The 24,827-nt window shown below is 69.1% G+C and carries 22 protein-coding genes; 12 read left to right on the top strand and 10 right to left on the bottom strand.

What is annotated here, in order from left to right:
• Positions 1–25 precede the first annotated feature (25 nt).
• The 5 genes from G6034_RS00860 to G6034_RS00840 form a co-directional block, all read right to left on the bottom strand.
• Entirely contained in the window at positions 26–904 is an 879-nt protein-coding gene (locus G6034_RS00860; protein ID WP_176633204.1) for a 1,4-dihydroxy-2-naphthoate polyprenyltransferase, read from the bottom strand.
• 73 nt (positions 905–977) lie between these two features.
• Positions 978–2,114, bottom strand: a complete 1,137-nt coding sequence (locus G6034_RS00855) for an AMP-binding protein (RefSeq protein WP_176633203.1) — start codon at positions 2,112–2,114, stop codon at positions 978–980.
• A 21-nt stretch (positions 2,115–2,135) separates the two neighbouring features.
• Positions 2,136–3,107, bottom strand: a complete 972-nt coding sequence (locus G6034_RS00850) for a 1,4-dihydroxy-2-naphthoyl-CoA synthase (protein WP_176633202.1) — start codon at positions 3,105–3,107, stop codon at positions 2,136–2,138.
• An 88-nt stretch (positions 3,108–3,195) separates the two neighbouring features.
• The gene (locus G6034_RS00845; protein ID WP_176633201.1) at positions 3,196–4,296 is read right to left on the bottom strand and encodes an ATP-binding protein; all 1,101 of its coding nucleotides are present in this window, start codon (positions 4,294–4,296) and stop codon (positions 3,196–3,198) included.
• Between the two features lie 78 nt (positions 4,297–4,374).
• Entirely contained in the window at positions 4,375–4,809 is a 435-nt protein-coding gene (locus G6034_RS00840) for a VOC family protein (RefSeq protein WP_176633200.1), read from the bottom strand.
• Positions 4,810–4,954: 145 nt separating this feature from the next.
• On the opposite strand from G6034_RS00840, the gene G6034_RS00835 reads away from it, so the two are divergent.
• Together G6034_RS00835 and G6034_RS00830 are read left to right on the top strand one after the other, a co-directional pair.
• Positions 4,955–5,557 carry a GNAT family N-acetyltransferase gene (locus G6034_RS00835; RefSeq protein ID WP_176633199.1) on the top strand — a complete coding sequence of 201 codons (603 nt, stop codon included), beginning with the start codon at positions 4,955–4,957 and terminating at the stop codon, positions 5,555–5,557.
• Positions 5,558–6,250: a tyrosine-protein phosphatase gene (locus G6034_RS00830; protein ID WP_176633198.1), complete on the top strand. Its 693-nt coding sequence runs from the start codon at positions 5,558–5,560 to the stop codon at positions 6,248–6,250.
• Positions 6,251–6,492: 242 nt separating this feature from the next.
• Here the strand turns inward: G6034_RS00830 and G6034_RS00825 are convergent, their stop codons facing one another.
• The gene (locus G6034_RS00825; RefSeq protein ID WP_176633197.1) at positions 6,493–6,648 is read right to left on the bottom strand and encodes a hypothetical protein; all 156 of its coding nucleotides are present in this window, start codon (positions 6,646–6,648) and stop codon (positions 6,493–6,495) included.
• 361 nt (positions 6,649–7,009) lie between these two features.
• Here G6034_RS00825 and secA2 point away from each other — a divergent pair, with 361 nt between their 5' ends.
• Together secA2 and G6034_RS00815 are read left to right on the top strand one after the other, a co-directional pair.
• The gene (secA2, locus tag G6034_RS00820; protein ID WP_176633196.1) at positions 7,010–9,337 is read left to right on the top strand and encodes an accessory Sec system translocase SecA2; all 2,328 of its coding nucleotides are present in this window, start codon (positions 7,010–7,012) and stop codon (positions 9,335–9,337) included.
• A gap of 77 nt (positions 9,338–9,414) precedes the next feature.
• Complete coding sequence (locus G6034_RS00815; RefSeq protein WP_176633195.1) at positions 9,415–9,978, top strand: dihydrofolate reductase family protein; 564 nt, start codon at positions 9,415–9,417, stop codon at positions 9,976–9,978.
• Here the strand turns inward: G6034_RS00815 and G6034_RS00810 are convergent.
• Positions 9,975–10,724 (bottom strand): M50 family metallopeptidase, encoded by a 750-nt coding sequence (locus G6034_RS00810; protein WP_176633194.1) that lies wholly within the window; start codon positions 10,722–10,724, stop codon positions 9,975–9,977. The genes G6034_RS00815 and G6034_RS00810 overlap by 4 nt on opposite strands.
• A gap of 132 nt (positions 10,725–10,856) precedes the next feature.
• On the opposite strand from G6034_RS00810, the gene G6034_RS00805 reads away from it, so the two are divergent.
• A complete protein-coding gene (locus tag G6034_RS00805) occupies positions 10,857–11,153 on the top strand; it encodes a hypothetical protein (RefSeq protein WP_176633193.1) in 297 nt (98 codons plus the stop codon).
• Between the two features lie 3 nt (positions 11,154–11,156).
• Here G6034_RS00805 and G6034_RS00800 read toward each other — a convergent pair whose 3' ends face one another.
• Complete coding sequence (locus G6034_RS00800; protein WP_176633192.1) at positions 11,157–12,068, bottom strand: serine protein kinase RIO; 912 nt, start codon at positions 12,066–12,068, stop codon at positions 11,157–11,159.
• A 169-nt stretch (positions 12,069–12,237) separates the two neighbouring features.
• Positions 12,238–12,951, bottom strand: coding sequence for a hypothetical protein (locus G6034_RS00795; RefSeq protein WP_176633191.1), 714 nt, complete (start codon positions 12,949–12,951; stop codon positions 12,238–12,240).
• Between the two features lie 156 nt (positions 12,952–13,107).
• Here G6034_RS00795 and pta point away from each other — a divergent pair, with 156 nt between their 5' ends.
• Genes pta through G6034_RS00780 form a run of 3 tightly spaced genes read left to right on the top strand, consistent with a single transcriptional unit; the run spans position 13,108 to position 16,893 of the window.
• Entirely contained in the window at positions 13,108–15,198 is a 2,091-nt protein-coding gene (gene pta, locus G6034_RS00790) for a phosphate acetyltransferase (protein WP_176633190.1), read from the top strand.
• Positions 15,198–16,337 (top strand): acetate/propionate family kinase, encoded by a 1,140-nt coding sequence (locus G6034_RS00785; RefSeq protein WP_176633189.1) that lies wholly within the window; start codon positions 15,198–15,200, stop codon positions 16,335–16,337. The genes pta and G6034_RS00785 overlap by 1 nt, the downstream gene beginning before the upstream one ends.
• A complete protein-coding gene (locus G6034_RS00780) occupies positions 16,330–16,893 on the top strand; it encodes a GNAT family N-acetyltransferase (RefSeq protein WP_176633188.1) in 564 nt (187 codons plus the stop codon). Before G6034_RS00785 ends, G6034_RS00780 begins: the two co-directional genes overlap by 8 nt.
• A gap of 9 nt (positions 16,894–16,902) precedes the next feature.
• On the opposite strand, the gene G6034_RS00775 is transcribed toward G6034_RS00780, so the two are convergent.
• Positions 16,903–19,143, bottom strand: coding sequence for a S9 family peptidase (locus G6034_RS00775; protein ID WP_176633187.1), 2,241 nt, complete (start codon positions 19,141–19,143; stop codon positions 16,903–16,905).
• Positions 19,144–19,492: 349 nt separating this feature from the next.
• On the opposite strand from G6034_RS00775, the gene G6034_RS00770 reads away from it, so the two are divergent.
• The 4 genes from G6034_RS00770 to paaZ are packed head-to-tail and all read left to right on the top strand — an operon-like array spanning position 19,493 to position 24,602.
• Positions 19,493–20,719, top strand: a complete 1,227-nt coding sequence (locus tag G6034_RS00770) for a thiolase family protein (RefSeq protein ID WP_176633186.1) — start codon at positions 19,493–19,495, stop codon at positions 20,717–20,719.
• A complete protein-coding gene (locus G6034_RS00765; RefSeq protein WP_176633373.1) occupies positions 20,719–21,528 on the top strand; it encodes an enoyl-CoA hydratase/isomerase family protein in 810 nt (269 codons plus the stop codon). The genes G6034_RS00770 and G6034_RS00765 overlap by 1 nt, the downstream gene beginning before the upstream one ends.
• Positions 21,525–22,415 (top strand): 3-hydroxyacyl-CoA dehydrogenase family protein, encoded by an 891-nt coding sequence (locus G6034_RS00760; protein ID WP_176633185.1) that lies wholly within the window; start codon positions 21,525–21,527, stop codon positions 22,413–22,415. Before G6034_RS00765 ends, G6034_RS00760 begins: the two co-directional genes overlap by 4 nt.
• Positions 22,416–22,469: 54 nt before the next feature.
• On the top strand, positions 22,470–24,602 hold the full coding sequence (gene paaZ, locus G6034_RS00755; protein WP_176633184.1) for a phenylacetic acid degradation bifunctional protein PaaZ: 2,133 nt from the start codon (positions 22,470–22,472) through the stop codon (positions 24,600–24,602).
• The last annotated feature ends 225 nt before the right edge of the window (positions 24,603–24,827 follow it).

The raw sequence follows: 24,827 nt of genomic DNA, 5'->3' as shown, positions 1-24,827 counted from the left end.
CGCGAAACGCAGGCATCCCCGCCGGCTACAGCCCCGTCAGCACCATCGCCGCGGCAAACAGGACGCTGAAGCCAAGGTTGAGCATGCCCGTCTGCTTCAGGACGGGGATCAGGCTCTTGCGCTTCTTGCCCTTGAGCATCAGCCAGCTGGGCATGAGCATGAACGGCACCAGCAGCAGCACCAGCAGCAGCCACGGCTTGGCCGGAACCAGAAACAGCGGCAGCGGCACCGCCAGCGCCAGCATCACCACGTAGCTGAGTCGCGCATTTCTGTCCCCGAGCCGCACGGCGAGGGTCCGCTTGCCCACCGCGCGGTCCGTGGGGATGTCGCGGACATTGTTGGCCATCAAGAGTGCGACGGCGATCAACCCCGTTGCGATGGACCCCAGGACTGCGGCCGTGCTCACGGCGCCGGCCTGGGTGAACACGGTTCCCAGGGTTGCCACGGGGCCGAAGAAGAAGAACACAAAGACGTCGCCCAGGCCCATGTAGCCGTAGGGGTTCTTGCCGCCCGTGTAGCCCCACGCGGCAATGACGGCCCCGGCCCCGACCAGCAGCAGCCACCACGCCTGGGACAACACCACCAGGACCAACCCGGCCACCATGGCCAGGCCCAGGGCGCCGAAGGCAGCCATCTTCACCTGGCCGGGCGCCGCCGCCCCGGATCCCACCAGGCGCAGCGGGCCCACGCGGACCTCGTCGGTGCCGCGGATCCCGTCGGAATAGTCGTTGGCGTAGTTGACGCCCACCTGCAACAGGAGGGACACCAGTGCGGCCAGGACGGCCCGGCCCCAATGGAGGGCGCCGAGGTCGTACGCGGCGGCGGTGCCGATGATCACCGGGGCAACAGCCATCGGCAGCGTCCGCAGGCGCGCGCCTTCAATCCATTGACCAACAGTGGCCACAGTTACTCCTTGTCCGCGCAATGTCCGCGCAGGCGGCTAAAAACCTGTCAGTGTCCATTGTGCCGGGTGCGGGCTACCTCCCGGCCGCCGCCGCGTCCGCCAGCAGCGCCAAAATCGCCGTCCTGTCAGGCTTTCCGGTGGCCAGCACGGGCAGCTCGGAGACAAACACCACAGTCTTGGGCACCTGGTGCGGCTCCAGCAGCGACGCCGCACCGGCGCGCAGTTCCTCGCGGGAGCAGCTACCTACCACCAGCGCGGCCACCTGCTGGCCCCATTCGGGATCGGCCACCGGCCCCACAAAGGCCTCGCGGACGCCCCGCACCCTGTGGAGTCCGTCGGCCACGGCCGCGGCGGAGATTTTCAGCCCGCCGGAGATGATGACGTCGTCCACACGGCCCAGGACCCGCAGCCGCCCCTTGCCGTCCAGTTCGCCCAGGTCGCCGGTTTCATACCAGCGCACGCCATTGTCGGACTCGGTGAACGCGGCCGCCGTCAGCGCGGGGTCGCCCAGGTACCCGGAGGCCACCACGGACCCGCCCAGCCGCACCCGGCCCCCGCGGATGGCGAGTTCCACGCCGCCGAGCGGGACGCCGTCGTACACGCAGCCGCCGCAGGTTTCGGACATGCCGTAGGTCGTGACCACGGTGACGCCGGCCCCGCGCGCGGCCTCGAGCAGCACGGGGCTGGCAGGCGCGCCGCCGAGCAGGATAGCGTCGAAGCGGCGCAGGACCGTGAGCGTCTCGGCCGACGGGTTGGTGAGCAGGCGGGTGAGCTGCGTGGGGACCAGCGACGTGTAGCGCAGCTTGTCGGTCAGCTCCAGGGCGGCCGCCGTGAAGGCCCCGGCCGTGAAGCCGCCGGTAAGGTCCATGGCCCACGGCCGCGTCCCGGCAAACAGCGAACGGACCAGCACCTGCAGCCCCGCCACGTAGTGCACGGGCAGGGCCAGCAGCCACTGCCCCTCGCCGCGCAGCGCCAGGGCCGTGCCCACGCTCGACGCCGCCAGCGCATCCACGCTGAGCATGGTCCGCTTGGGCGTCCCGGTGCTCCCCGAGGTGCGGACGACGGCGGCAATGACCGTTTCGCTTCCGGCCGCCAGGCCCAGCTCGCCTTGCGGGAGGCGGGTGAAGCTGCCGTCGGCCGCGATTTCGACGGCCGGGCCTTCGCCGGACAGGGCCTCGGAAAGTGCCTTGAGCAGGGGATCGATGTTCATGGGCTGCCTATTTATGGGGGATTAGAAGTAGTACGGGAAGTTGGACCAGTCGGGGTCGCGCTTTTCCAGGAAGGCTTCCTTGCCCTCCACGGCCTCGTCCGTCATGTAGGCCAGGCGGGTGGCCTCGCCGGCAAAGACCTGCTGTCCGGCCAGTCCGTCGTCGGCCAGGTTGAAGGCAAACTTGAGCATCCGGATCGCCTGCGGGGACTGCCGGGCAATGTCGGCAGCATATTCCAGGGCCACGTTTTCCAGCTCCGCGTGGTCCACGGCCTCGTTGACGGCGCCCATGCGGACCATGTCGTCAGCGGAATATTCGCGGGCCAGGAAGAAGATCTCCCGGGCAGCCTTTTGGCCGATCTGGCGGGCCAGCAGCGCGGAACCGTAGCCGGCGTCGAACGAGCCCACCGTGGCGTCCGTCTGCTTGAACTTCCCGTGCTGGCGGGAGGCGATGGTCAGGTCGGAGACGACGTGGAGGGAGTGTCCGCCCCCGGCGGCCCAGCCGTTGACGACGGCGATGACCACCTTGGGCATGGTGCGCATGAGCCGCTGGACCTCCAGGATGTGGAGGCGGCCGGCCCGGGCGGGGTCGATGGTCTCCTTCGACTCGCCGCCGGTATCTTGTACGGTGTATCGGTAGCCGTCGCGGCCGCGGATGCGCTGGTCCCCGCCGGAGCAGAAGGAATGGCCGCCGTCCTTGGGGGAGGGTCCGTTGCCGGTCAGCAGCACGGTGGCCACATCCGGGGTCATGCGGGCGTGGTCCATGGCGCGGTACAGCTCGTCGACGGTGCCGGGGCGGAAGGCGTTGCGCACCTCCGGGCGGTTGAAGGCGATGCGGACCGTGGGCAGGTCCCTTGCTTCGGTGGTTGAGCCTGTCGAAACCCGTTCCACCTGGCGGTGGTAGGTCATGTCCTGGAAATCGAAGCCTTCCACCACGCGCCAGCGGGCGGGGTCAAAGATGTCGGAAACCTGCTCGGGGAGTTTGTCTGCGCTCACCCTCACGATCTTAGCTGGCGGGGGCGGGGCAGGCAGGTGTCAGCGCCGGCGCGAAGGCATCGCCGTCCTGCGCGCTCATCTTCTGCGGTCAATCTCGCGGCGGTGTCGATCGGAGGTACTGCCGCGGACCGGGGATGGAGAATCGCACCTCGCCATGCCCGGCAGCTTCGATCGGGCCGGCATCTATGAGCCTTGCCCGGTAGTTGGCCGCCAGCGTCAATTTTGCCCCCATGCGCTCGGCAACGTTGCCCGTTCCGGAAACTCCATCGTCGACGGCCATGGCCCGCAGGTAGTCCATGTCGCGGCGGCGGGTGTTGGCCAGGGCCGGCTCCAGGACCAGTCGAATGTTTCGTTGAAGGCCTGCCGCAATGGCTCGGTCCACAGCATCGTCCCCCAACATTCCGCCAGTCTTTTCTGCCTCACGCCACAAGAAGTACCCGATCAGCTGGACCAGAAATGGATAACCGGTCGTGGCGATGGCGGCCTTGGATGCCATGTTGCCGGGCAGGGTGAGCCCGGCCGAGGCGAACAATTTGATGTACGAACTTTCCACGTCCGCGATTTCGACTGAATGAAGGTCGATTTTGTCAGCCCGCCGCAAAAAGGTCGCCACACCCTCATTAGGCAAGTCGGAGACTGCTGACGGGAGGCCGGCACACACAAAGCCGATCGGCAGGCCGTCCCGGACAAAGTGCTGAATGACCGCAGCGAGGTGAAGCAGCTCGCCACGGTTTGCGTCCTGAATTTCATCAAGCGTGATCAGCAGCCCGGTCTTGTTTTCATCCAGTCGGCGAAGAAGCTGGCCGCCGAGGCTTCGAAATTCCACCTGTCTCTCAGGGGCCAGCCGTGTGGTGACCCCGAATCCGGCGGCGACAAACGCTGTGATCTTCCTGGCGGGCGGGGCCGCCCCCAGTTCGTCATTGATCGCGCTCATGGCATCTGCGATCCGCGCCAAAAAACCATCTGTGGACGTGTCGGAGATGACGGCCCATCCTTGTTCGCGCGCCAGGTCCTGGGCCTCATTGAGCATGACGGTCTTGCCGACGCCACGGGCACCCGTGATGATCGTGAGCAGCCCGAGGACGCCCGAGCGAAGACTGAGCCCGTATTCGAACTCGTCGAGTACATCGGTGCGGTCCAGCAGTTCTGGCGGGGTGCGGCCGAACGATGGTTTGAATGGATTGTCCATCTTGCCATCCCACACCGCTTATGAATTTGTGTGAATCTTATGAATTCATAAGATTCACACAGGTTCACACGGGCGGCATCAGCTGATGCAGAACTCGTTGCCTTCGGGGTCGGCCATGGTGAACCAAGCGTGCGGACCCTGGCTGGCCTCCCACAGGAAGGTGGCGCCGCGGGCTTCCAGCCTTTGGCGCACCTCCGCCTTGTCCTCGCCGCCGACCCGCACGTCCCAGTGGATGCGGTTCTTGTCCGCCTTTTCCCGGTCACCGGACTGGAACAGGATCCGCGGCTGGCCGCTGCCCGCGTCCGGGCCGGCCGTGACCGCCTGGCCGTCCTTCCAGACCAGCACGCCGTGGTGCCGCATTGTCTGGTCCGCGGACGCGAATCCCTGGTCCACCATGGACCTGATGAATGCCTCGTCCGAGGCCTCCACGGCCCAGCCCAGCGTTTCCGCCCACCAGTCGGCAAGTTCGTGGGGCTTGAGGGCATCGACGACGATCTGCAGTGAATAGGCCATGGTGAGAGTCTGCCGCGGGCGGGCCCGGCCGTCCAGCACGGGAGCCCGGTTGGATCCCAACCGGGCTCCACTTGCCAAGTGGAGCACGGTTGGGATCCAATGGCGCGCCACTTCAGGGTTGGGCGGCATCCGCTACTGTTTTTTCATGACAGCAATTGCACCGGTCACCCTGCGCGGAAAGTACGTCACCCTGGAGCCGTTGAGCCGGGACCACCACGACGGGCTGGTCGAGGCGGCGTCCGACGGCGCGCTGTGGCACCTCTGGTACACGTCCGTTCCCCGCCCCGAGGCCATGATGGCGGAAATCGACCGCCGCCTGGCCCTGCAGGACTCCGGCATGATGGTCCCCTTCACCACGCGCCTGAATGATCCCGCCGGGCCGGCCAAGGTCATCGGCATGACCACGTACATGAACATCGACGCAGACGTGCCACGGCTGGAGATCGGCTCCACCTGGAACGCCGCCAGCGTGCAAGGCACCGGCACCAACCCGGACAGCAAGCGCCTCCTGCTGGGGCACGCCTTTGAAACCCTTGGCTGCGTTGCCGTTGAATTCCGGACACACTGGATGAACCTGCAGTCCCGCGAGGCCATTGCCCGCTTGGGTGCCAAGCAGGATGGCGTATTGCGCTCGCACACCCGCATGCCCGACGGCTCGCTGCGCGACACCGTGGTCTTCTCCATCCTCGCCCATGAATGGCCGCAGGTCCGCAACGGCCTGGACCTCCGCGTGGCCAGGCAGCGCTGAATGCCCGCACCTGAGGTTCCGCACTGGGAGGGCGCCGTCAACGCGCGCCTCCTCATCGGCGACATTTACCGGATGGGCCGCAGCGAGTGGCTCACCGAGCGCGGCTGGGAGCAGGTGTACGACGACGGCGTCCGCACCGTGATCGACCTGCGGAATCCCGGCGAGCGGAAGCGCAGGCCGACCGACCCGGTGGTGGGGGACGGCGCCATGGCCCGGTTCGACGTCGTCAATTCACCCACGGAGGACCCGGACAACGCCGAGTACCAGGCCCTGGTCCAGCCCTACATGAACCACCCGCGGCTGTACGCGGACATCCTGCGGCTGTTTCCCGGGCAGCTGGCCGCCGTGTTCAAGGAGCTGGCCGCGGCCCGGGGGAAGGTGGTGATCCATTGTTCGGGCGGGCGGGACAGGACGGGGCTGGTGGCGTCGCTGCTGCTGGCACTCGCCGGGCAGGCGGAGCGGGCGGCCGGGCAGGACGAGCTGGCGTCGCGCGGGATCAACAGCTGGCACCTGGTGGCTCCCGTGAAGCACCCGTACGAGCACTACCTGGCCGAGGACGAGATGGCCGGCGTCGTGGCGGACCGGGAGCGGGCGCTGAGCCGGTTTGTGGGCGGGCTGGACGTGCGGGCGTTCCTGCTGGCCAACGGCGTCACGGCGGCGGAGATCGACGCCGTGGTGGCGAGGTGCCGCTGAACGGCGCGGGCCTGCTGGACGGGGTCGCGGCCGCCGCGGCAGGATTGTGGGCGACGCCGGGCGCGGACGTCGCGACCCCGCGCGTGGATGCCGTCATGGCTGGCGGTCACGTACGTCAAGGTGGCGGGCAGCTCGTGGGGCGTCAACGGCGCACCCGTGCTGGTCCTCGTCGTGGCCACCAACGGGGCGGAAGGGCATGCGTTCGCCAGGGACCTCTCGCCGCAGCCGGTTCGCCTGGCGCCCTACCAGCGAACGTCCACATGCGGCGGTGCGCAGAAGTCGGAGTGCCAGTTCCTGTCCAGTTCCAGTTCAAGGACGCCGGCAACCCCGGGATCCAAGGCCAGGTCGGAGGGCCGGACCGGCCGCCAAAAAGACGCAGGCGTAGTCCGCGTAGTCACGGGCGCCGCCTTCAGCGGGCATGTCCTGCGGCAGTGTCTCGCACACTGCCGTCTGTTCCCTTGCAGCGGTGTAGAGGACGGGCACTGGCGGCCTTGCGAAGAAGGCGAACCGTGTCCGGGTCCCGAATTCGCCGCGAGGACCAGCTGCCGCGGCTTCGCGACCTGCAGCCGGCAGGGTCGGCAACGTCCGCGCCTGTCAGGAGTCCAAATTCGGCCACCCTGTGGCACCAGGCGTTTTCACTTGCCTGGACGCCGCCGCGCCAACTGCGGGGAGACCGGAACGCCAGTTGGCGCCCATTCCGCGCCCCGGGTACCGTGAAAGGACCACCGGCCGGCCAGGCCCCAAACGACTCGAGGCTCCGTGCGTTTCCCCCAGCAATTCAAGAACTGGCTGTTCAACACCCCCGGCGTCGCGGACACGGCCATCTTCACCGGGGAAGTGGGCCGGGCGGCGAAGCGGGCGGATGAAGCCACCGAACGGGAAGGCCTGGCCCAGGCCCGGAAAACCATCAAGCAACTGGCGGCGGACAATAAGCCGTGGACCGGCCAGCGCCTCGAGGACTACCTGTTCAGCGCCCGCGTCCTGGCCGGCCGTGCACTGGCCATGGTCCCGTTCGACACCCAGCTGCTCGCGGCCGCCACCATGCTCCAGGGGACCGTGGTGGAGCTGGACACCGGGGAGGGCAAGACCCTGGTGGGCGCCCTGGCGGCCGGCGCGCACGCCCTCAACGGCCGTCGCGTCCACGTCCTGACGGTCAACGACTACCTCGCCCAACGGGACGCCGCCTGGATGGGCCCCTACTATGGGGCACTGGGCATCACCTCCGCCTCCGTGACGGCCGGCAGCACCCCGGAGGAGAAGAAACACGCCTACCAGGCAGATGTTGTCTACGTCTCCGTCAATGAACTCGGCTTTGACGTCCTGCGGGACCGCAGCCGCACCGGGCCGGACCAGGCCGTCCTCCGGCCCTTTGACGTGTGCATCGTGGATGAAATCGACTCCGTGCTGGTGGACGAGGCCGTGGTGCCGCTGGTCCTGGCGGGCCGGGCCCGCAGCGAGCTGCAGGGCGTGGACGTGGCGGATTTTGTGCGCGGGCTGGACCCGGAGACCGACTACACCGTGGAACCGGACCGGCGGAACGTCTCGCTGACCGACGCCGGGATCAACAAGGCGGAGGGGAGGTGGCCCGGCGTCGAGCTGTACTCGGCGGCAGGCACGCCGCTGTTCTCCTCCCTCAATGTGGCCCTGCATGCCCAGGTCCTCCTGCAGCGGGACGTCGACTACATTGTGCGGGCCGGCCGGGCCCAGATAGTCTCGGATTCCCGCGGCCGGGTGGCGCACACGCAGCGCTGGCCGGACGGGCTGCAGGCGGCCGTCGAGACCAAGGAAGGCCTGCTGAAGACTGAACAGGGCGAGGTCCTGGACCAGCTGCTGGTGCGCGACCTGGTCAGGTCGTTCGCCACCGTGACCGGCATGAGCGGCACCGCCTCGGCCGTCGCCGAATACCTGCGCACGCACTACGAACTCGACGCCGGCCGCATTCCGCCGCACAGGCCCTGCATCCGCGAGGACCTGCCCGAGCGCATCTACGCCACCGCCGCGCAGCGCGACGCCGCCGTGGTCGAGGCGGTGGTGGCGGCGCACGCCGTGGGGCGCCCGGTGCTCCTCGGCACGCACAGCGTCGCCGCCTCGGAGCGGTTCGCCGCGGACCTTACGGCCAGGAACGTGGACTGCCAGGTCCTCAACGCGCGCAACGACGCCCTGGAGGCAGGCATCATTGCGGAGGCGGGGCGCAAGCACGCCGTGACGGTCTCCACGCAGATGGCGGGCCGCGGCACCGACATAATCCTCGGCGGCAAGGGCGCCGGCGCGGCCGCCCACGGCGAGGTCGCCGCGCTGGGCGGGCTGCTGGTGGTGATCGCCGGCCGGTTCCACTCGCCCCGCCTGGACGCGCAGCTCCGCGGCCGCGCCGGCCGCCAGGGCGATCCCGGCGCCAGCGTCACCTTCTCCAGCATTGAGGACCCGGCGGCCAACGGCCAGGAGATCCAGGGCCTGGAACTGGGCAGTTCCCTCGCCGGGGACGCGGACGACGCCGGACGCGTCACCCGGGCGGGCGTGTCCCGCCTGCTGGACCGAACCCAGCGCCTTGCCGAGCAGGAGCGCTTCACCACCCAGGAGATCTCCTGGAAGTACAACGAGCTCATTGCCCACCAGCGCCGCGTGGTGCTGGCCGAAAGGGACCGGGTCCTCACGGTCGATGCCGCGGCGCTGGAACCGTTTGAGGGCTCGGAACACGTCGGGAGACTTCGTGCCGCCCTGGGCGCGGCGGAGCTGGCGGGGATCTGCCGCCAGGTGATGCTGTTCCAGCTGGACGCGCACTGGAGCGACCACCTGGCCCTGCTGTCCGAGCAGCGTGCCGCGATCCACCTGCGCGCCCTGGGCCGGCAAAATCCGCTGGATGAATACCGGCGGGAAACGATTTTCGCCTTCGAGGGGTTCCTGGACCGGGCCGCGGACAGCGCCCGGGAATCCTTTGATGCGCTGGAAGTGGCGGACGGCACGGCGGACCTGCTGGCCGCCGGCCTCCGCCGGGCATCCTCGACCTGGACATACGTGGTGAATGAGGACCCGTTTGGCAGCCAGTCCGACGCCGCCGTGAAGTGGCTGCAAAAAAAGCTGGGCAAATAGGCTGCCGCAACACGGCGGGAAAGCGAATACTGGAGGGGCGGACAAATACTTTCCGAACGTGTGAGGGATGATCTCCTGTGGCCCAACTCTTTTACACCGCCATCACGTCACTGGACGGCTACATCAACGACACGAGCGGCAGCTTTGACTGGAGCGCGCCGGACGAGCAGGTCCACAGCTTTGTCAACGACCTTGAACGGCCCATCGGCACCTACCTGTTTGGCCGCCGCATGTACGAGACGATGAAGGTTTGGGACAGCTTTTACGGGAAGACGGACCTGATGCGCGTGGTGCGGGACTACGCGGACCTGTGGCACCTGGCGGACAAGGTGGTCTACTCCCGCACCCTGCAGGAGGTGGAGACGGCCAGGACGCGGATCGAGCCCACGTTCGATCCGGACGCGGTACGCCGCCTGAAGGCGGAGGCGGACGCCGACCTCTCCGTGGGCGGTGCCGAACTCGCCGGACAGGCGTTCGCGGCCGGGCTGGTGGACCAGATCCACCTGCTGCTCTCGCCCATCATCGTGGGCGGGGGCACCCGCGCGCTGCCCGCCGCCGTCCGGACGGGGCTGGAACTGCTGGATGAGCGCACGTTTGGCAACGGCGTCGTCCATCTCCACTATGCAGTGCGCAACGACTAGGCCAGCATCCCCCACAGCAGCCAGGCGGAGGCTGCGGCGCAGGCGGCGATGACCACGGCAAACCCGGCCAGCCATACTGCGGACGGGACGCCCGTGGCGCGGGACAGGATCCAGGCGTCGGAGCTGGACAGCTGGCTGCGGCGGCTGGTGTGCACGGCCGCGACCTTGAGGAAGTCACGCACCGAGCCCACGCCCAGCGCGATCCCCAGTGCCAGCACCACATAGCTGACGCCCAGCGGATCCACCAGCATCACGAGCGCCTGGGCCACGGCCGCGCTGGCCACGGCCACCAGGATGCCGGTGAAGTTGCGCAGGAAGACGAGGGCCACGAGCAGCACCAGTGCCCCGAGCGACATGGCGGCACCGGCCCACCCCGCCGTCACCGACCACACCAGCGCCGCGCCCACCACTGCCGGCGCAGGATAGCCCCAGAACCCGGACCAGGTGGCGCTGAAACCGCGCCGCCCGCTGCTGACCAGCTGCCCGGAATGGTCCAGCCCGATCTTCAGCCCGTGGATGTAGCGGCCGGTCATGAGCGCGGCGAAGGCATGCCCGAGTTCGTGCACGAACGTCACGTACAGGCCGAACCAGCGCCACGTTGCGCGCGGGATGCTCAGGACAACGGCCGCAGCCACTATCCCGCCAAGCACCGCGCCGGGCACCACGGGAGCGCCGGTGTGCACAAATCCGGCCAGCACGGCGTGCCACCAGTCGGCGGCTGCGTTAAGGGGTTGTTGAACGTCCATCGTGGAAGCCTATGCGAAAAGTCTGGGCGCCCGCGTTCGTCGTCTCCAGCCACCACGACGCATTCCTGGCGGAACTGAAGCCGGACCGGGACTGGGAACTGCGCCGGGCCAACTCTCTATAGGCTGGGGCATGTGATCGAACCAACAAGCACCACCCGCCGCTTTGAACTGACCCTGCACAAGCCGTGGCTGGGCTGGTTCCCCAAGCCGACGGTCGTGGTCGACGGCATGGGCCAGCCGGCGCAGTGGGGGACCCGGAACTGGAAGGTCCCGGGCAGCGGCGCCGCGACGGTGGAGATTTTCCTGTTCAACCGGCTGTGGAAGTTTGGCGAAGCGAGCTTCACCGTGGAGCCCGGCGCCGGGGCCACGCTGGTCTATTCGGCGCCCTGGCTGCCATTCCTGCCGGGCAAGGTCCGCCCCGCCTCCTGAGCCTCACCACGCCGCGGCGAGGAGCTCGCCCAGGAGGGCGCCGTCGTCGACCTTCAATCCGCGGGAGGCGAACCAGGCGCACATGTTCCGGCAGTCGCGGGCCAGCAACTCCGCGGCCTGCAGGTTTCCGGCCAGGTCCACCAGTTGGGGCAGGTCGATGACCACCAGCCGGTCGCCGGCCACCAGCACGTTGTACGGCGAGAGGTCGCCGTGGGCAAAGCCCATCCGGGCGAATCCCAGCATGGCCTCCACCACCTGGTCCCAGTAGCCGCGCAGCTGGGCGGGCCCGGGGTGGGCGGACTGCAGGCGGGGCGCCGCCACGCCGGGATGCCCAGGGTCCTCGATGAACTCCATCATGATCTCGGTGCCGAAGATCTGGACCGGATACGGCACGGGGATGGCGGCCCCGTGTGCCATGCGCAGGTAGGTCCATTCGGCGTCGGCCCAGCGGGCGGCCTCCACCCCGCGGCCGTACGTGCTGCCGCCCTTGATGGCGCGGGCGTCGCGGGAGCGGCGCACGGACCGGCCCTCCGTATAGGCCGAGGAGCGGTGGAACAGGCGTTGGTCCGCGGAGCGGTACCGCTTGGCGGCGAGCAGTGCGCTGCGGTGTTCGGTGGCGCGCTCCACGAGGAACACGTCCGCCTCCTTGCCGGTCTTCAGCACGCCGAGGTCGGTGTCCACCGCCGCGGCGTCCTCAATGACAAAGTCCGGGTAGGGGGAGGGCCCGCGCATGAGCTTTTCCAGCTCGGGCCAGGTGGACCACCGCTGGTTGTCCGCGAGGGAATCGTCCAGCATGTTCCAGTCGCGGGGGCGCGGGTCGGATCCGAAGATGTCGCGCACGGGCGTGCCGCGGCGGTTCTTGATGGGTGAAAAAGACGGTGCTTCGAAGTGCTGTGGGTCAGCAGAAGACTTCATGGGTGAATCGACTCCTGTGGAAGGACAAGCTGATGTTTTGGGCGCGAACTGCTGCGTGAACATTCATGTGGTCCTCCTTAGGGTCGACGAGCGGGCACGTCTGTAAAACACTGCCAGTTGACCACGGCTGCAAGCCGCCTGTCAACGAAATGTGGGCTTGGGGGCAAACTCACGAACCGGGCCGCAGCTGGGCCTCGCGCCGCAGCGAGCCCCAGCCCCTGAAGCCAAACACGGCAAGGGCCGCCTGCGCCATGAACAGGAAGATCAGCACCGATCCCTGGGCCGCCAGGGCCACGCCGCCGAGCGACGCCACGGAGGACCCCGCGATAGGCAGCCAGGCCCAGCGGGACCGGACCGCCAGTCCGGCCAGGCCGGCGGGCAGCAGTCCCGTGAGCAGGCCCGCGGCCAGGACCGGCACCACCGGGAAGCGGTCCAGCCCGCCGGAGCCCCCCAGGCCAAACGACAGCGCCAACGGAGGCAGCAGGTAGGCCACGGCAAAAACCACGGCCACCGCCAAGGGCGCCACAACATCCGCCGGGCGGAACCGCCGCAGGGCAACGTCGCGCACCAACGGCCGTGCCAGGGGCGCCTTCCGGAACCAGGCCAGCCCGTACAGCGCCGCGCCAACACCCACGAGCGGCGCGATCCACGAGGCCGCCAGGTACAGCAGCAGGCCGGCCGGGGAGACGGGGACGCTGGCGGAAATCTGGAAGAACGCGGCCGGAATTTGCAGGGCGAACGATCCAACGGCCAGCCACCACCCCACCTCGTTGCGCCGCCCCAGCAATGCCATGCCGGCGCACATGATGACAACCCCCAGGATCCGAAAGGCGAGGGAGAAACCCTGGGAGGGGGTGGTGAGGTGGCCAAACAAGATGTCCATCCCCCAACCCTATGCGTCGGCCGCGCGCCTTCGGATCCCCAGGCGGCAGGCTGCAACCGGCCGGGAGCCTTCTCCCGCGGGTGATTCCTGCCGCTTTCCATGTTGCTGCCCCGCCCGGCGTGCTTGGATTGGGGGAGACGCTTGAAAGGCGGTCCCATGATCCGTGGAATATATGTCAGTGCCACGACGCCGGGCTCCGGCAAGACGCTCGTGTCCCTGGGCCTGGCCGACGCCCTGCACCGGCACGCGGACAGGATCGGCTTCTTCCGGCCCATCACTTCGGGTCCCGAACCGGAAAACGACCCCACGGTGGTCATGCTCCGGCGCATGTACCGGCTCGCCCCGGACGTGTGCCGGGCGGGCATGAGCGGGGCCGAGGCACGGGCACTGCTCGCGGCCGGCAGGCGTGAGGACATTGACGCCCGGTGCGTGGAGATCTACAGCGAAATTGCCAAGGCGTGCGACGTCGTCATCGTCGAGGGTACGGACCTCACCGGCCAGGACGCGGCGGTGGAATTCGACCTCAACGCCCGGCTCGCCAACAACCTGGGGCTGCCCGTGCTCGCCGTGGTCGGCGCACGCGGGCTCAGCGCCGAAGAGTCTGCCGATGCCGTGGACGTGGCCCGCAAGGAACTGGTGGCCGCCAACTGCTCCCTGCTGGCCATGATGGTCAACCGCGCCGATCCCGGGACGGTGGCTGCCATCCAGGCCGCCGTCCGCCCGGGCGCCAGCCACCGTCCCGTCTATGTCATCCCCGAGATTGCCGAAATTTCCCGGCCCACCGTGGGGGAGGTCGCCAAGGCCATGCGGCTGCAGCAGATTGCCGGCAGTGCGGAGCTGGAACGCGACGTCCACGCCATCAAGATTGCCGCCATGACAGTGGGCAACTTCCTCCACCTGCTCGAAGCCAACGACCTGGTCATTGTGCCCGGCGACCGTGCCGACGTCATGGTGGCGTCGCTGGCCTCCGCGTTCTCGCCCGAATTCCCCGTGCCCAGCGGGATGATCCTGACCGGAGGCCTTGCACCGGACCCGAACGTGCTGCCCATCCTGGCCCACGCGCCGTTCCCCGTTTTTAAGCACGACGACGACACGTTCAGCACCGCCCGCGCCGTCATCGAGGTGCGCAGCGAGATCCACTCGGGCCAGCGCCGAAAGGTCGCGGCGGCAATGGGCGCCTGGGCGCGCAGCGTGGACGAGGCCGAACTCCTGGAAAGGATGGCGCTGCCGCGCCCGGCCACCATGACGCCGCTGCGCTTCCTGCACGAGCTGATCGAGCGGGCCCGCAGCGACCGCAAGAGGATCGTGTTGCCGGAGGGAAACGATGTGCGCGTGCTGCGGGCCGCCGAAATCCTGCACCGCCGCGACGTGTGCGATTTGACCGTGCTGGGAAACGCAGGCACGGTTGCCGAACTGGCGGCCGCCCACGGCGTCGACCTGGACGGCGTGGAGATCGTCGACCCGGACACCTCGGAACTGCGCGAAGGATTTGCCAAGGAATACCAGCGGCTGCGCGCCCACAAGGGCGTGGACCTGGCCCGGGCGCGGGAGGTCATGGCCGACGGCTCCTATTTCGGCACCATGATGGTCCAGCTGGGCCACGTGGACGGCATGGTGTCCGGCGCCGCCCACACCACCGCCAACACCATCCGCCCCGCACTGGAATTCGTGAAAACCCGCGACGGCGTGCGCCTGGTCTCCTCCGTGTTCCTGATGCTGCTCGCCGACCGGGTGCTGGTGTACGGGGACTGCGCCGTCAACCCCGAACCCAATGAAGAGCAGCTGGCCGACATTGCCGTCGCCTCGGCGGAGACGGCGGCACAGTTTGGGGTGGAGCCGCGCATCGCCATGCTCTCCTACTCCACCGGCGGTTCCGGTTCGGGCTCGGCCGTGGACCAGGTGCGCCGTGCCACGGCCCTGGTCCGGGCCGCCCGCCCGGACCTGCCCGTCGAGGGTCCCATCCAATACGACGCCGCCGTCGACGCGGCCATTGCCGCCTCGAAACTGCCCGCCTCCGCCGTGGCCGGGCAGGCCACCGTGTTTATCTTCCCGGACCTGAACACCGGCAACAACACCTACAAGGCCGTGCAGCAGTCCTCCGGCGCCGTGGCCGTGGGCCCGGTCCTGCAGGGCCTGCGCAAGCCCATCAACGACCTCTCCCGCGGCTGCACCGTGGAGGACATCGTCAACACCGTGGCCATCACCGCCATCCAGGCGCAGGCTCCCGCCGAATCGAAGGAATCCTAGTGCGCGTTCTGGTCATCAACTCCGGCTCCTCCTCGCTGAAGTACCAGGTGCGCGACACCGCCAGCAACGAGGTCCAGGCAAGCGGGCTGATTGAGCGGATCGGCGAGGGCGCCGGCGGGCCGGCTGACCACGGCGCCGCCATGGACCAGGTGGAGGCCGAGCTGGAAGGCGTGCTGGAAGGCAGGCCGCTGGACGCCGTCGGGCATCGGGTGGTGCATGGCGGGGAACGCTTTGGCGAGCCGGTGCTCGTCAACAACGAGATCACCCGGGCCATTGAGCGGCTGAACCCGCTGGCGCCGCTGCACAACCCCGCCAACGTGCTGGGCATCCGCGCCATCACCGCCAAGTGGCCGGAACTGCCGCAGGTGGCCGTTTTTGACACTGCGTTCCACCGCACCCTGCCCGAGCACGCCTGGCGCTATGCGGTGCCGGATTCGCTGTACCGGCAATACGGGATCCGCCGCTACGGTTTCCACGGGACCTCGCACGAGTTTGTCACGGGCCGGGCCGCGGAACTGCTGGGCGTCCCGCGGGAAAAGTTCAACGCAGTGGTGGCCCACCTCGGGAACGGCGTGTCCCTGACCGCCATCGAGGGCGGGGCCAGCGTGGACACCTCCATGGGCTTCACGCCGCTGGAGGGGCTGGTCATGGGCACCCGCAGCGGCGACCTGGACCCGTCCATCCTCATCTACCTCCAGCGGCAGGGTCTGTCCGCGGACGACATCGACACCATGCTCAACCGCGACTCCGGGCTCAAGGCGCTGGCCGGCAACAACGACATGCGCGCCATTGTGGACGCCGCGGAAGCTGGGGACAGGCGGGCGCGGATGGCCCTGGACGTCGCCTCACACCGGCTGGCGAAGTACATTGGCGGCTACCACGTGGCTGTGGGCGGCGCCCACGCCCTCGTGTTCACGGCCGGGATCGGGGAGAACTCCTCCGCCTTCCGGGCGCAGGTGGTGGGGCGCCTGGGTGCCTTGGGCCTGACGCTCGACGCCGAGGCAAACCTGGTGCGGTCCGGCTCGCCGCGGGTGGTCAGCGCCCCGGACTCGGCGTTCCCGGTGCTCGTGGTCCCCACGGATGAGGAGCGGGCCATAGCAGAGGCGACGGCCGCCGTCGTAAGCTCGGTTCATGGTTGAAATTCCCTACCCGCTGACCACCGAGCGGCTGGTGCTGCGCCGCTTCTGTGCCGACGACCTTGACGCCTACTACGCGTACCAGCGCCTGCCCGAGACCGCGCGGTATCTGTACGGCGGGCCGCGGAGCTACGTGCAGTGCATGGCGCGCATTGCCAAGTACGTGGAGGACCCCTTTGCGGGCCCCGGCGACTGGGCCACGTTCGCGGTGGAGCGGGCGGGGCTGCCCGGGCTGGTGGGGGAACTGGCGTTGAAGTGGAATCCGGGCGGCAGGACCGGGGACGGCGACGGGGCTGAGCGCGTCGGGGAAATCGGCTGGACGCTGGCCCCGGGGGCGCAGGGGCACGGCTACGCCACAGAGGCGGCGCGCGCCGTGCTTGACCTGGCCATCGACCACCTCGGCTTCCACCGGGTGGAGGCGCGGCTGGATGCGCGCAACGGCGCCTCCGCCGCCATCTGCGAACGGCTCGGGATGCGCCGCGAAGGCGTGCTTCGGGACAACATGTACCTCAAGGGCGAATGGACGTCGGAGGCCATCTACGCCGTGGTGCGCAGCTGATCCCTTCGCCTACCGCAGCGTGCGCGCCCCGATCGCGTCGGCCAGGAACGCGTAGTCCCAAGCGCGCGTCTTCCAGCCTTCGTACCGGCCGGAGGCGCCGCCATGGCCGCCGTCCATCTCGATCTTGAGCACAATCGGTGCCGTCCCCGTGGACCTGGCCCGCAGCTCCTGCACCCACTTGGCAGGCTCCACGTACAGGACCCGGGTGTCGTTGAAACTCGTCACGGCCGCGATGGCCGGGTAGGCCGCGGCCCGCACGTTCTCATACGGCGTGTAGTGCTTCATGTAGCCGTACACCTCGGGGTCGGTGATGGGATTGCCCCATTCCTCCCACTCGAGCGCGGACAGCGGCAGCTCCGGGTCCAGAATGGTGGTCAGCGCGTCGACGAACGGCACCTGCGCCACGATGGCCGCGTACTTTTCCGGCGCCATGTTCGCCACGGCGCCCATCAGCAGCCCGCCGGCCGAGCCGCCCATGGCGCCGATCCGCGCGGGGTCCACCCAGCCGGACTGCGCCAGCCAGTCCGTTGCCGCAATGAAGTCGCTGAAGGTGTTCTTCTTGCGCAGCTTCTTGCCGTCCTCGTACCAGTGCCGGCCCATCTCGCCGCCGCCGCGCACGTGCGCGATCACAAACACCACGCCGCGGTCCAAAAGCGAGAGCCGCGGCACGCCGAAGCCGGGGTCCATGCTGACCTCGTAGGACCCGTAGCCGTACACCACGCCGGCATTCGTCCCATCCCGGGGCAGGTCCGCGCGGCGCAGCACGGACAGCGGGACCTTGGTGCCGTCGTCGGCCGTCGCCCACTCGCGGGTGGCCACGTAGTCCGCGGCACGGTAGCCGCCCAACACGGGGGTTTCCTTGCGCAGCAGGAGCTCGCCGTGGGGCAGTGCCGCCGTGGGCAGCACGTAGTCATAGACGCGCGGCGGCGTGAAGTCGGAGGTGTACACCACCCGGATCACGGGCGAGTCAAACTCGCTCCCGCCCATCGAGGCCGTGTACAGCTCCTCGTCAAAGGAGGGTTCGACGCCGGACTCCTGCGCCGCGGTGCCCAGGCCTTCCAGCGGGGTTGCCTGGATGCGCTCGATGGTGTCCTTGCGCAGCGAAACCACCATGTGGGTGGCCGTGACGGTGGCCCCGTTGATGCGCACGGCCTCGTCGTGGGCGACCACGGTGGCCCACTCCTGTTCGGTCAGGGGCTTGGCGAACTCCGCGGCGTCGACCAGCGAGATCATGGAGTTGGCGGCGTCGCGGTCATGCGTCAAAAGGATCTTTTCGACGCCCTTCCACAGGAACGGTTCGGCGTCGTACAGGATATGCCCGCCGCGCGGGATGAGGGTTTGCAGGCCCTTTTCCGGTGAGTCAAAGGCCAGCAGCCGGGTCTCGCTGAATTCGGAGCAGCCGATGCTGACCAGCAGGTGGCGGCGGTCGGCGGAGAGGCCGAAGCCCGTCCACATGGCGACGTCGTCCTCCTGGTACAGGACCTGGTCTTCGGCGACGGGGGTGCCGAGGATGTGGGTTTTGACCTGGTAGGGGCGCCAGGAGTCGTCCGCCACCATGTAGTACAGGGTGCCGCCGTCGGGGGAGAAGGCAAGTCCGTAAAACGCCTTCTCGATGGTGTCCGGCAGCAGCCCGCCGGTGCGCAGGTCCTTGATCCGAATGGTGAACAGCTCGTCGCCGGCGAAGTCCGCGGCGTAGGCGTACAGGTTCCCGTCGCGGGTCACGGCGGCGCCGCCCAGGGAGAAGAACGGCTGGCCCTGCGCCTCGGCGTTGCCGTCGAGCAGGACCTGTTCCCCGGGGACGTCGACGCCGGGTTCCACCACCGGCGGCGTCCAGTGCTCCACGGTGCTGCCATCGCCTGCGGCGCGGACCCTGCACTGGATCGAGTAGGCACTTCCTTCGACCATGCGGGAGTAATACCACCAGCCGTCCTTGCGGCTCGGGACGGACAGGTCCGTTTCCTGCGTCCGGTTCTTGATCTCGTTGAAGATGTCCTGGCGCAGTTGCTCCTGCCCGGCCGTGACGGCGTCCGTGTAGGCCTGCTCGGCGTTGAGGTGGGCCACGACCTCCGGGTTGTCCTTCTCGCGCAGCCATTCGTAGCTGTCCGTGAAGGTGTCGCCGTGGTGGGTGCGCGTGACCGGGACCTTCTTGGCCACGGGCGGGGAGGCCGGCGCGGCGGGTACTGACGCCGCTGCCGGCGCGGCGGTGCGTTCGGGTGCTGACGGAGTTGCTGCGGCGCGGGAGGTGGTCATGGAATCCACTGTATCGAGGCCAGCCCACCGCGGCGCCGGTGTATGCCCACAGCGGAGTTTCTGCGTGAACGTGGTTGACCGGTTGCCGGGCCGGCCGCGAGACCGGGGCAGCCAGGCGTCCTCACGGATCCGGTGCGGGTCGGCACCGCCGCCAGCGGGTCGGCACCGCCGCCAGCGGGTGGCAGCCGCCCGGCTGGGAACTGGGCCTGACTTCGACGGATGACGGCTCCGCAGTTGACCGTGCGCCCCATCACATGGAATATTTATAGAACGAACGGTCGGTAAATTGCGGCCGGGTCCCTGGCGGAAGCAATTGCCACGCCGCACAGCACGTTCGAAGGGTACTTTCATGGCCACAGCAACACCGCAGGCATTCCTGGTGGGCGGCGTCCGGACGCCGGTGGGGCGCTACGGCGGGGCCCTGTCCAGCGTGCGCCCGGACGACCTCGCGGCACTGGCCGTCAAGGAGCTCATCGCCAGGACCGGGATCGATCCGGCGGACGTGGACGAGGTCATCCTCGGCAACGCCAACGGCGCCGGCGAGGAAAACCGCAACGTGGCGCGCATGGCGTGGCTGCTGGCCGGCTTCCCGGACACCGTCCCCGGCATCACCGTCAACCGGCTGTGCGCCTCCGGCATGTCCGCCATTACGATGGCCTCCCACATGGTCAAGGCCGGCGCCGCGGACATCGTGGTGGCCGGCGGCGTGGAGTCCATGTCCCGCGCCCCGTGGGTCATGGCCAAGCCGGAGAAGGCCTTCGCCAAGCCGGGCGCCACCTTCGACACCTCCATCGGCTGGCGCTTCACCAACCCGGACTTCCTCTCGGGCGAGCTCTCCCGCGGAGGGAAGATGACCTTCTCCATGCCGGAGACCGCCGAGGAGGTGGCCCGCGTCTACGGCACCTCCCGTGAGGACTGCGACGCCTTTGCCGTCCGCTCCCACGAACTCGCCCTGGCTGCCATCGCCGCCGGCCGCTTCGCGGGGGAGATCGTCCCCGTCACGGTCCGCGGGCGGAAGGGGGACACCGTCGTGGACACCGACGAGGGCCCCCGTCCCGGCACCACGATGGACGTACTCTCAAAACTGCGCCCCGTGGTCAAGGGCGGCACAGTGGTCACGGCCGGCAACGCCTCGTCCCTTAACGACGGCGCCTCCGCCATCATCGTCGCCTCCGAAGCCGCCCTCAAGAAATACGGGCTCGTCCCGCGCGCCCGCATCCTCGATGGCGCCGCGGCGGGCGTGGCCCCGGAAATCATGGGCATGGGCCCCGTCGCGGCCACCCGCAAGGTCCTCGAACGGCAGGGGCTTGGCGTCAGCCAACTCGCCGCAGTGGAACTCAACGAGGCCTTCGCCTCCCAGTCCCTGGCCAGCATGCGTGAGCTCGGCCTGGACCCGGGCACAGTCAACAACGACGGCGGCGCCATCGCCCTGGGCCACCCGCTCGGCTCCTCCGGCTCGCGGATTGTCATCACCCTGCTCGGGCGCCTCGACCGGGAAGCACCCGGCGGGCTGGGCCTGGCGACCATGTGCGTGGGCGTGGGCCAGGGAGCGGCGCTGCTCGTGGAGGGGCTGTGATGGGGGATTCCCTGGCGCACGACGCCGGGCCCCGCCTGGACCCCGGAGCCTTTGCCACGCTTGTGGTCACCGAGGCGGAGGACCGGGTGGCCGTCCAGCTCAACCGGCCCGCCGTGCGGAACGCGATCGACGTGCAGATGGTCGAGGAGCTGCACGCCGTCTGCACGCACCTGGAGCAGACCCCCAAGGTGCTCATCCTCTCGGGGATTGCCGGCGACGAGGGCGCAGGGACTAAAGGGATCTTCGCCTCCGGCGCGGACATCGCCCAGCTGCGCGAACGCCGCCGCGGCGACGCCCTCGCCGGCATCAACTCCGGCCTGTTTGACCGCATTGCCAGGCTGCCCATGCCCGTCATCGCGGCCCTGGACGGGTACGCGCTCGGCGGCGGGGCCGAGCTGGCCTACGCCGCGGACTTCCGCATCGGCACCCGGGCACTGCGCATGGGCCAGCCGGAAACGTCGCTGGGGATCATGGCGGCCGCCGGGGCCACCTGGCGGCTGAAGGAGCTGGTGGGCGAGCCCGTGGCAAAGCAGATGCTGCTGGCCGGGCGCATCCTCACCGGCGAGGGCTGCCTGGCCGTGGGACTCATCACCGAACTGGTCGAGTCCGCGGAACTGATGGCCGCGGCCCATGGCCTGGCGGAGCGGATCGGTCTGCAGGACCCGCTGGCGGTGCAGGCCACCAAGCGCGTGTTCCACGCACCGCGGGAAGCCCATCCCGAGGTCGACAACCGGGAGCAGGCGGAGCTGTTTGAATCGCCCGCCAAGTTTGAGCGCATGCAGGCGTTCCTGGACAGGAGGAAGAAATGACACAAACACCAGACGCTCCCTCACAAACGGGTGCTTTTTCACCAACGCTTCCGCACTTTGTGGGCGTCCTGGGCGGCGGGCGCATGGGCGCCGGCATCGCCCACGGCTTCCTGATGGCCGGGTGCGAGGTGCTGGTGGTGGAGCGCGACGACGATGCTGCCGCCGGCGCCCGCACCCGGGTGGAAGGCTCCGTGGCCAAGTCCGTGGAACGCGGCCTGGCCGATGGCGCGGACGAGGTGCTGGCACGCCTGGCAGTGTCCACCGACTACGCCGGCTTTGCCCGGTGCGGGCTGGTGGTCGAGGCCGTCCCGGAAATCTGGGAGCTGAAAGTCTCGGCGCTGCAGGGCGTGGAGCGGCACCTGGACCCCGCCGCATTCCTGGCCTCCAACACCTCCTCCCTGACCATGTCCGGGCTCGCCGCGGAGCTGGCGCGGCCGGAGAACTTCATCGGCCTGCACTTCTTCAACCCGGTCCCGGCGTCCACGCTCATCGAGGTGGTCGTCGCCAGGCAGACCAGCCCGGACCTGGTGGCCACGGCGAAAGGCTGGGTGGCGGCGCTGGGCAAGACCGCCGTCGTCGTCAACGACGCACCCGGCTTCGCCTCCTCGCGCCTGGGCGTGATGCTGGCCCTGGAGGCCATGCGCATGGTCGAGGAGGGCGTGGCGAGCGCCGAGGACATCGACAACGCCATGGTGCTCGGCTACAAGCACCCCACAGGGCCGCTGCGCACCACGGACATCGTGGGCCTGGACGTGCGCCTGGGCATTGCCGAATACCTCGCCGAAACCCTCGGGGAGCGCTTCGCACCGCCGCAAATCCTGCGCGAGAAGGTGGCCCGCGGCGAACTGGGGCGCAAGTCCGGCAAGGGATTCTTCGACTGGAGCTAATGCTTTTCCGGGCTGGAAGGCCCGCCAAGACAACACTGAAAGGACGTGCCGGCCATGGCCACAGCTACGTCAATTGAAACGGTTCCGAGCTACATCCAGGACGCCTGGTGGACCCCCGCCGACGGCGCCCGTTCCACCGATGCGCGCGACGCCAGCACGGGCGAGGTCCTGGCCCGGGTGTCGGCCGAGGGGCTGGACCTGGCCGCGGCCGTGCACCACGGACGGACCGTGGGGCAGGCCGCACTTGGCACGCTGACCATCCACGAGCGGGCGCTGAAGCTGCGCGAGCTGGCGGCATATCTCAACGGGCGCCGCGAGGAGCTTTACGCGATATCCGCCCGGACCGGCGCCACCAAGATCGATTCCATGGTGGACATCGACGGCGGCATCGGCGTGCTGTTCACGTTTTCCTCCAAGGGCCGGCGCGAACTGCCCAACGCCAACGTCATAGTGGACGGGCCCGTGGAGGTGCTGAGCAAGGACGGCTCGTTCATCGGCGAGCACATCTACACCCGCATCCCGGGCGTGGCCGTGCAGATCAACGCCTTCAACTTCCCCGTCTGGGGCATGCTGGAAAAGTTCGCCCCCGCCTTCATCGCCGGCGTGCCCACCATCGTCAAGCCGGCCACGCCCAGCGGCTACCTGGCCGAGGCCGCCGTGCGCGCCATCGTCGAATCCGGGATCCTGCCCGCCGGCTCGCTGCAGCTGATTTCCGGCTCCGCCCGGAACCTGCTGGACCAGCTCGACTACCGGGACATGGTCTCCTTCACCGGCTCCGCCAGCACCGCGAACCTCCTGAAGAACCACCCCAACGTGGCCCATGGCGGCGTCCGCTTCACCTCGGAGACCGACTCGCTCAACGCCGCCATCCTGGGCCCCGACGCCGTCCCCGGCACGCCGGAATTCGACGCGTTCATCAAGTCCGTCGTCACCGAGATGACCGTCAAGGCCGGCCAGAAGTGCACGTCCATCCGCCGCGCCATCGTCCCCAACGGGCTGCGCCAGGCCGTCATCGACGCCATTGGCGCGCGCATCACCGAGCGCGTGGTGGTGGGCGACCCCCGCGCCGCCGGCGTCACCATGGGCGCCCTTGCCTCGCTGGAGCAGCTGGCCGACGTCCGCTCTGCCGTGGAGACCATGCTCGCCGCCGGCGGCGAGCTCGCCTTCGGCAGCCTGGACGCGCCCAGGGTGACCCGCGCGGACGGGACCGTGGACGCCGTCGCCGACGGCGCGTTCATGTCGCCCGTGCTTCTGAGTTGGGCCGACGCCGAGGCCCCCGCCGTCCACGCCCTGGAGGCCTTTGGTCCCGTCACCAGCGTCCTGGGCTACGACACGCACGACGGCGGCGACGTCTCCGAGGCGGTCCGGCTCGCCGCGCTGGGGGCCGGGTCCCTCGTCGCCACGGTGTGCACCAACGATCCCGGGGTGGCCCGGCAGATGGTGACGGGCATCGCCGCCCACCACGGCCGCGTGCTGGTCCTCAACCGCGAGGACGCGCGCACCTCGACGGGCCACGGTTCCCCCGTGCCGCACCTGGTCCACGGCGGCCCCGGGCGCGCCGGTGGCGGCGAGGAACTGGGCGGCATCCGCTCCGTCAAGCACCACATGCAGCGCACCGCCATCCAGGGCTCGCCCAACATGCTCACCGCCGTCACCGGCGTGTGGCACACCGGGGCTGACCGGACGGCCGCCGGTTCCGTGGAGTTCGGTGCCGTGGCCGGTGCCGTCCACCCGTTCCGGAAGTCGCTGGCCGAGCTGCGCATCGGCGACGCGTTTGCCTCCGGGCTGCGGCAGGTCACGTTGGAGGACATCACGGCGTTTGCCAACTCCACCGAAGACACGTTCTACGCCCACACGAATGCCGCGGCGGCCGAAAGGAACCCGTTCTTCCCCGGCATCGTGGCCCACGGCTACCTGCTGGTCTCCTGGGCGGCCGGGCTGTTCGTGGAGCCGGAGCCGGGCCCCGTGCTCGCCAACTACGGCCTGGAAAACCTTCGTTTCATCACGCCCGTGGCGGCGGGCGACTCCATCCGGGTGACCCTGACGGCCAAGAAGATCACCCCGCGCGTCACCGACGAATACGGCGAGGTGTGCTGGGACGCGATCCTGCACAACCAGGACGGCGAGATCGTGGCCACCTACGACGTCCTGACCCTCGTGGAGAAAGAGGACACGCTCTACAAGTAGAGGCACGGGGCGGCGAAGCCCGCATTCCTCCAGCCGCTGGTGCCCAAGCGCTCCCTTTGCCCACAAGCTCGCAAAGCGCCATGCGTCAGACTGCCGGCGGGTTGTGCGCATGGCGACAAGCGGGGCATGCCGACTGCGCCCCCTGACCTTGAATCGGACATGGACGCTCCCGGCGACGTGCTTGGGATCGTCCGGCCTCCGTGACCCGTCCTGCGCCGCCGTGTA

Origin of the sequence: Arthrobacter wenxiniae, from assembly GCF_013376105.1 — a bacterium.
Taxonomy (GTDB): Bacteria; Actinomycetota; Actinomycetes; order Actinomycetales; family Micrococcaceae; genus Specibacter; species Specibacter wenxiniae.
This window is presented reverse-complemented; position numbering and strand designations above follow the sequence as displayed.

Bases quoted from the DNA above. Each gene is read 5' to 3' on its own strand.
- G6034_RS00765 (WP_176633373.1), top strand. From the start codon at position 20,719: ATGGGGGATTCCCTGGCGCACGACGCCGGGCCCCGCCTGGACCCCGGA.
- G6034_RS00800 (WP_176633192.1), bottom strand. From the start codon at position 12,068: ATGAAGTCTTCTGCTGACCCACAGCACTTCGAAGCACCGTCTTTTTCA.
- G6034_RS00845 (WP_176633201.1), bottom strand. From the start codon at position 4,296: ATGGACAATCCATTCAAACCATCGTTCGGCCGCACCCCGCCAGAACTG.
- G6034_RS00795 (WP_176633191.1), bottom strand. From the start codon at position 12,951: ATGGACATCTTGTTTGGCCACCTCACCACCCCCTCCCAGGGTTTCTCC.
- G6034_RS00830 (WP_176633198.1), top strand. From the start codon at position 5,558: ATGCCCGCACCTGAGGTTCCGCACTGGGAGGGCGCCGTCAACGCGCGC.
- G6034_RS00840 (WP_176633200.1), bottom strand. From the start codon at position 4,809: ATGGCCTATTCACTGCAGATCGTCGTCGATGCCCTCAAGCCCCACGAA.
- G6034_RS00770 (WP_176633186.1), top strand. From the start codon at position 19,493: ATGGCCACAGCAACACCGCAGGCATTCCTGGTGGGCGGCGTCCGGACG.
- G6034_RS00780 (WP_176633188.1), top strand. From the start codon at position 16,330: ATGGTTGAAATTCCCTACCCGCTGACCACCGAGCGGCTGGTGCTGCGC.
- G6034_RS00775 (WP_176633187.1), bottom strand. From the start codon at position 19,143: ATGACCACCTCCCGCGCCGCAGCAACTCCGTCAGCACCCGAACGCACC.
- paaZ (WP_176633184.1), top strand. From the start codon at position 22,470: ATGGCCACAGCTACGTCAATTGAAACGGTTCCGAGCTACATCCAGGAC.
- G6034_RS00760 (WP_176633185.1), top strand. From the start codon at position 21,525: ATGACACAAACACCAGACGCTCCCTCACAAACGGGTGCTTTTTCACCA.
- G6034_RS00835 (WP_176633199.1), top strand. From the start codon at position 4,955: ATGACAGCAATTGCACCGGTCACCCTGCGCGGAAAGTACGTCACCCTG.
- G6034_RS00810 (WP_176633194.1), bottom strand. From the start codon at position 10,724: ATGGACGTTCAACAACCCCTTAACGCAGCCGCCGACTGGTGGCACGCC.
- pta (WP_176633190.1), top strand. From the start codon at position 13,108: ATGATCCGTGGAATATATGTCAGTGCCACGACGCCGGGCTCCGGCAAG.
- G6034_RS00855 (WP_176633203.1), bottom strand. From the start codon at position 2,114: ATGAACATCGATCCCCTGCTCAAGGCACTTTCCGAGGCCCTGTCCGGC.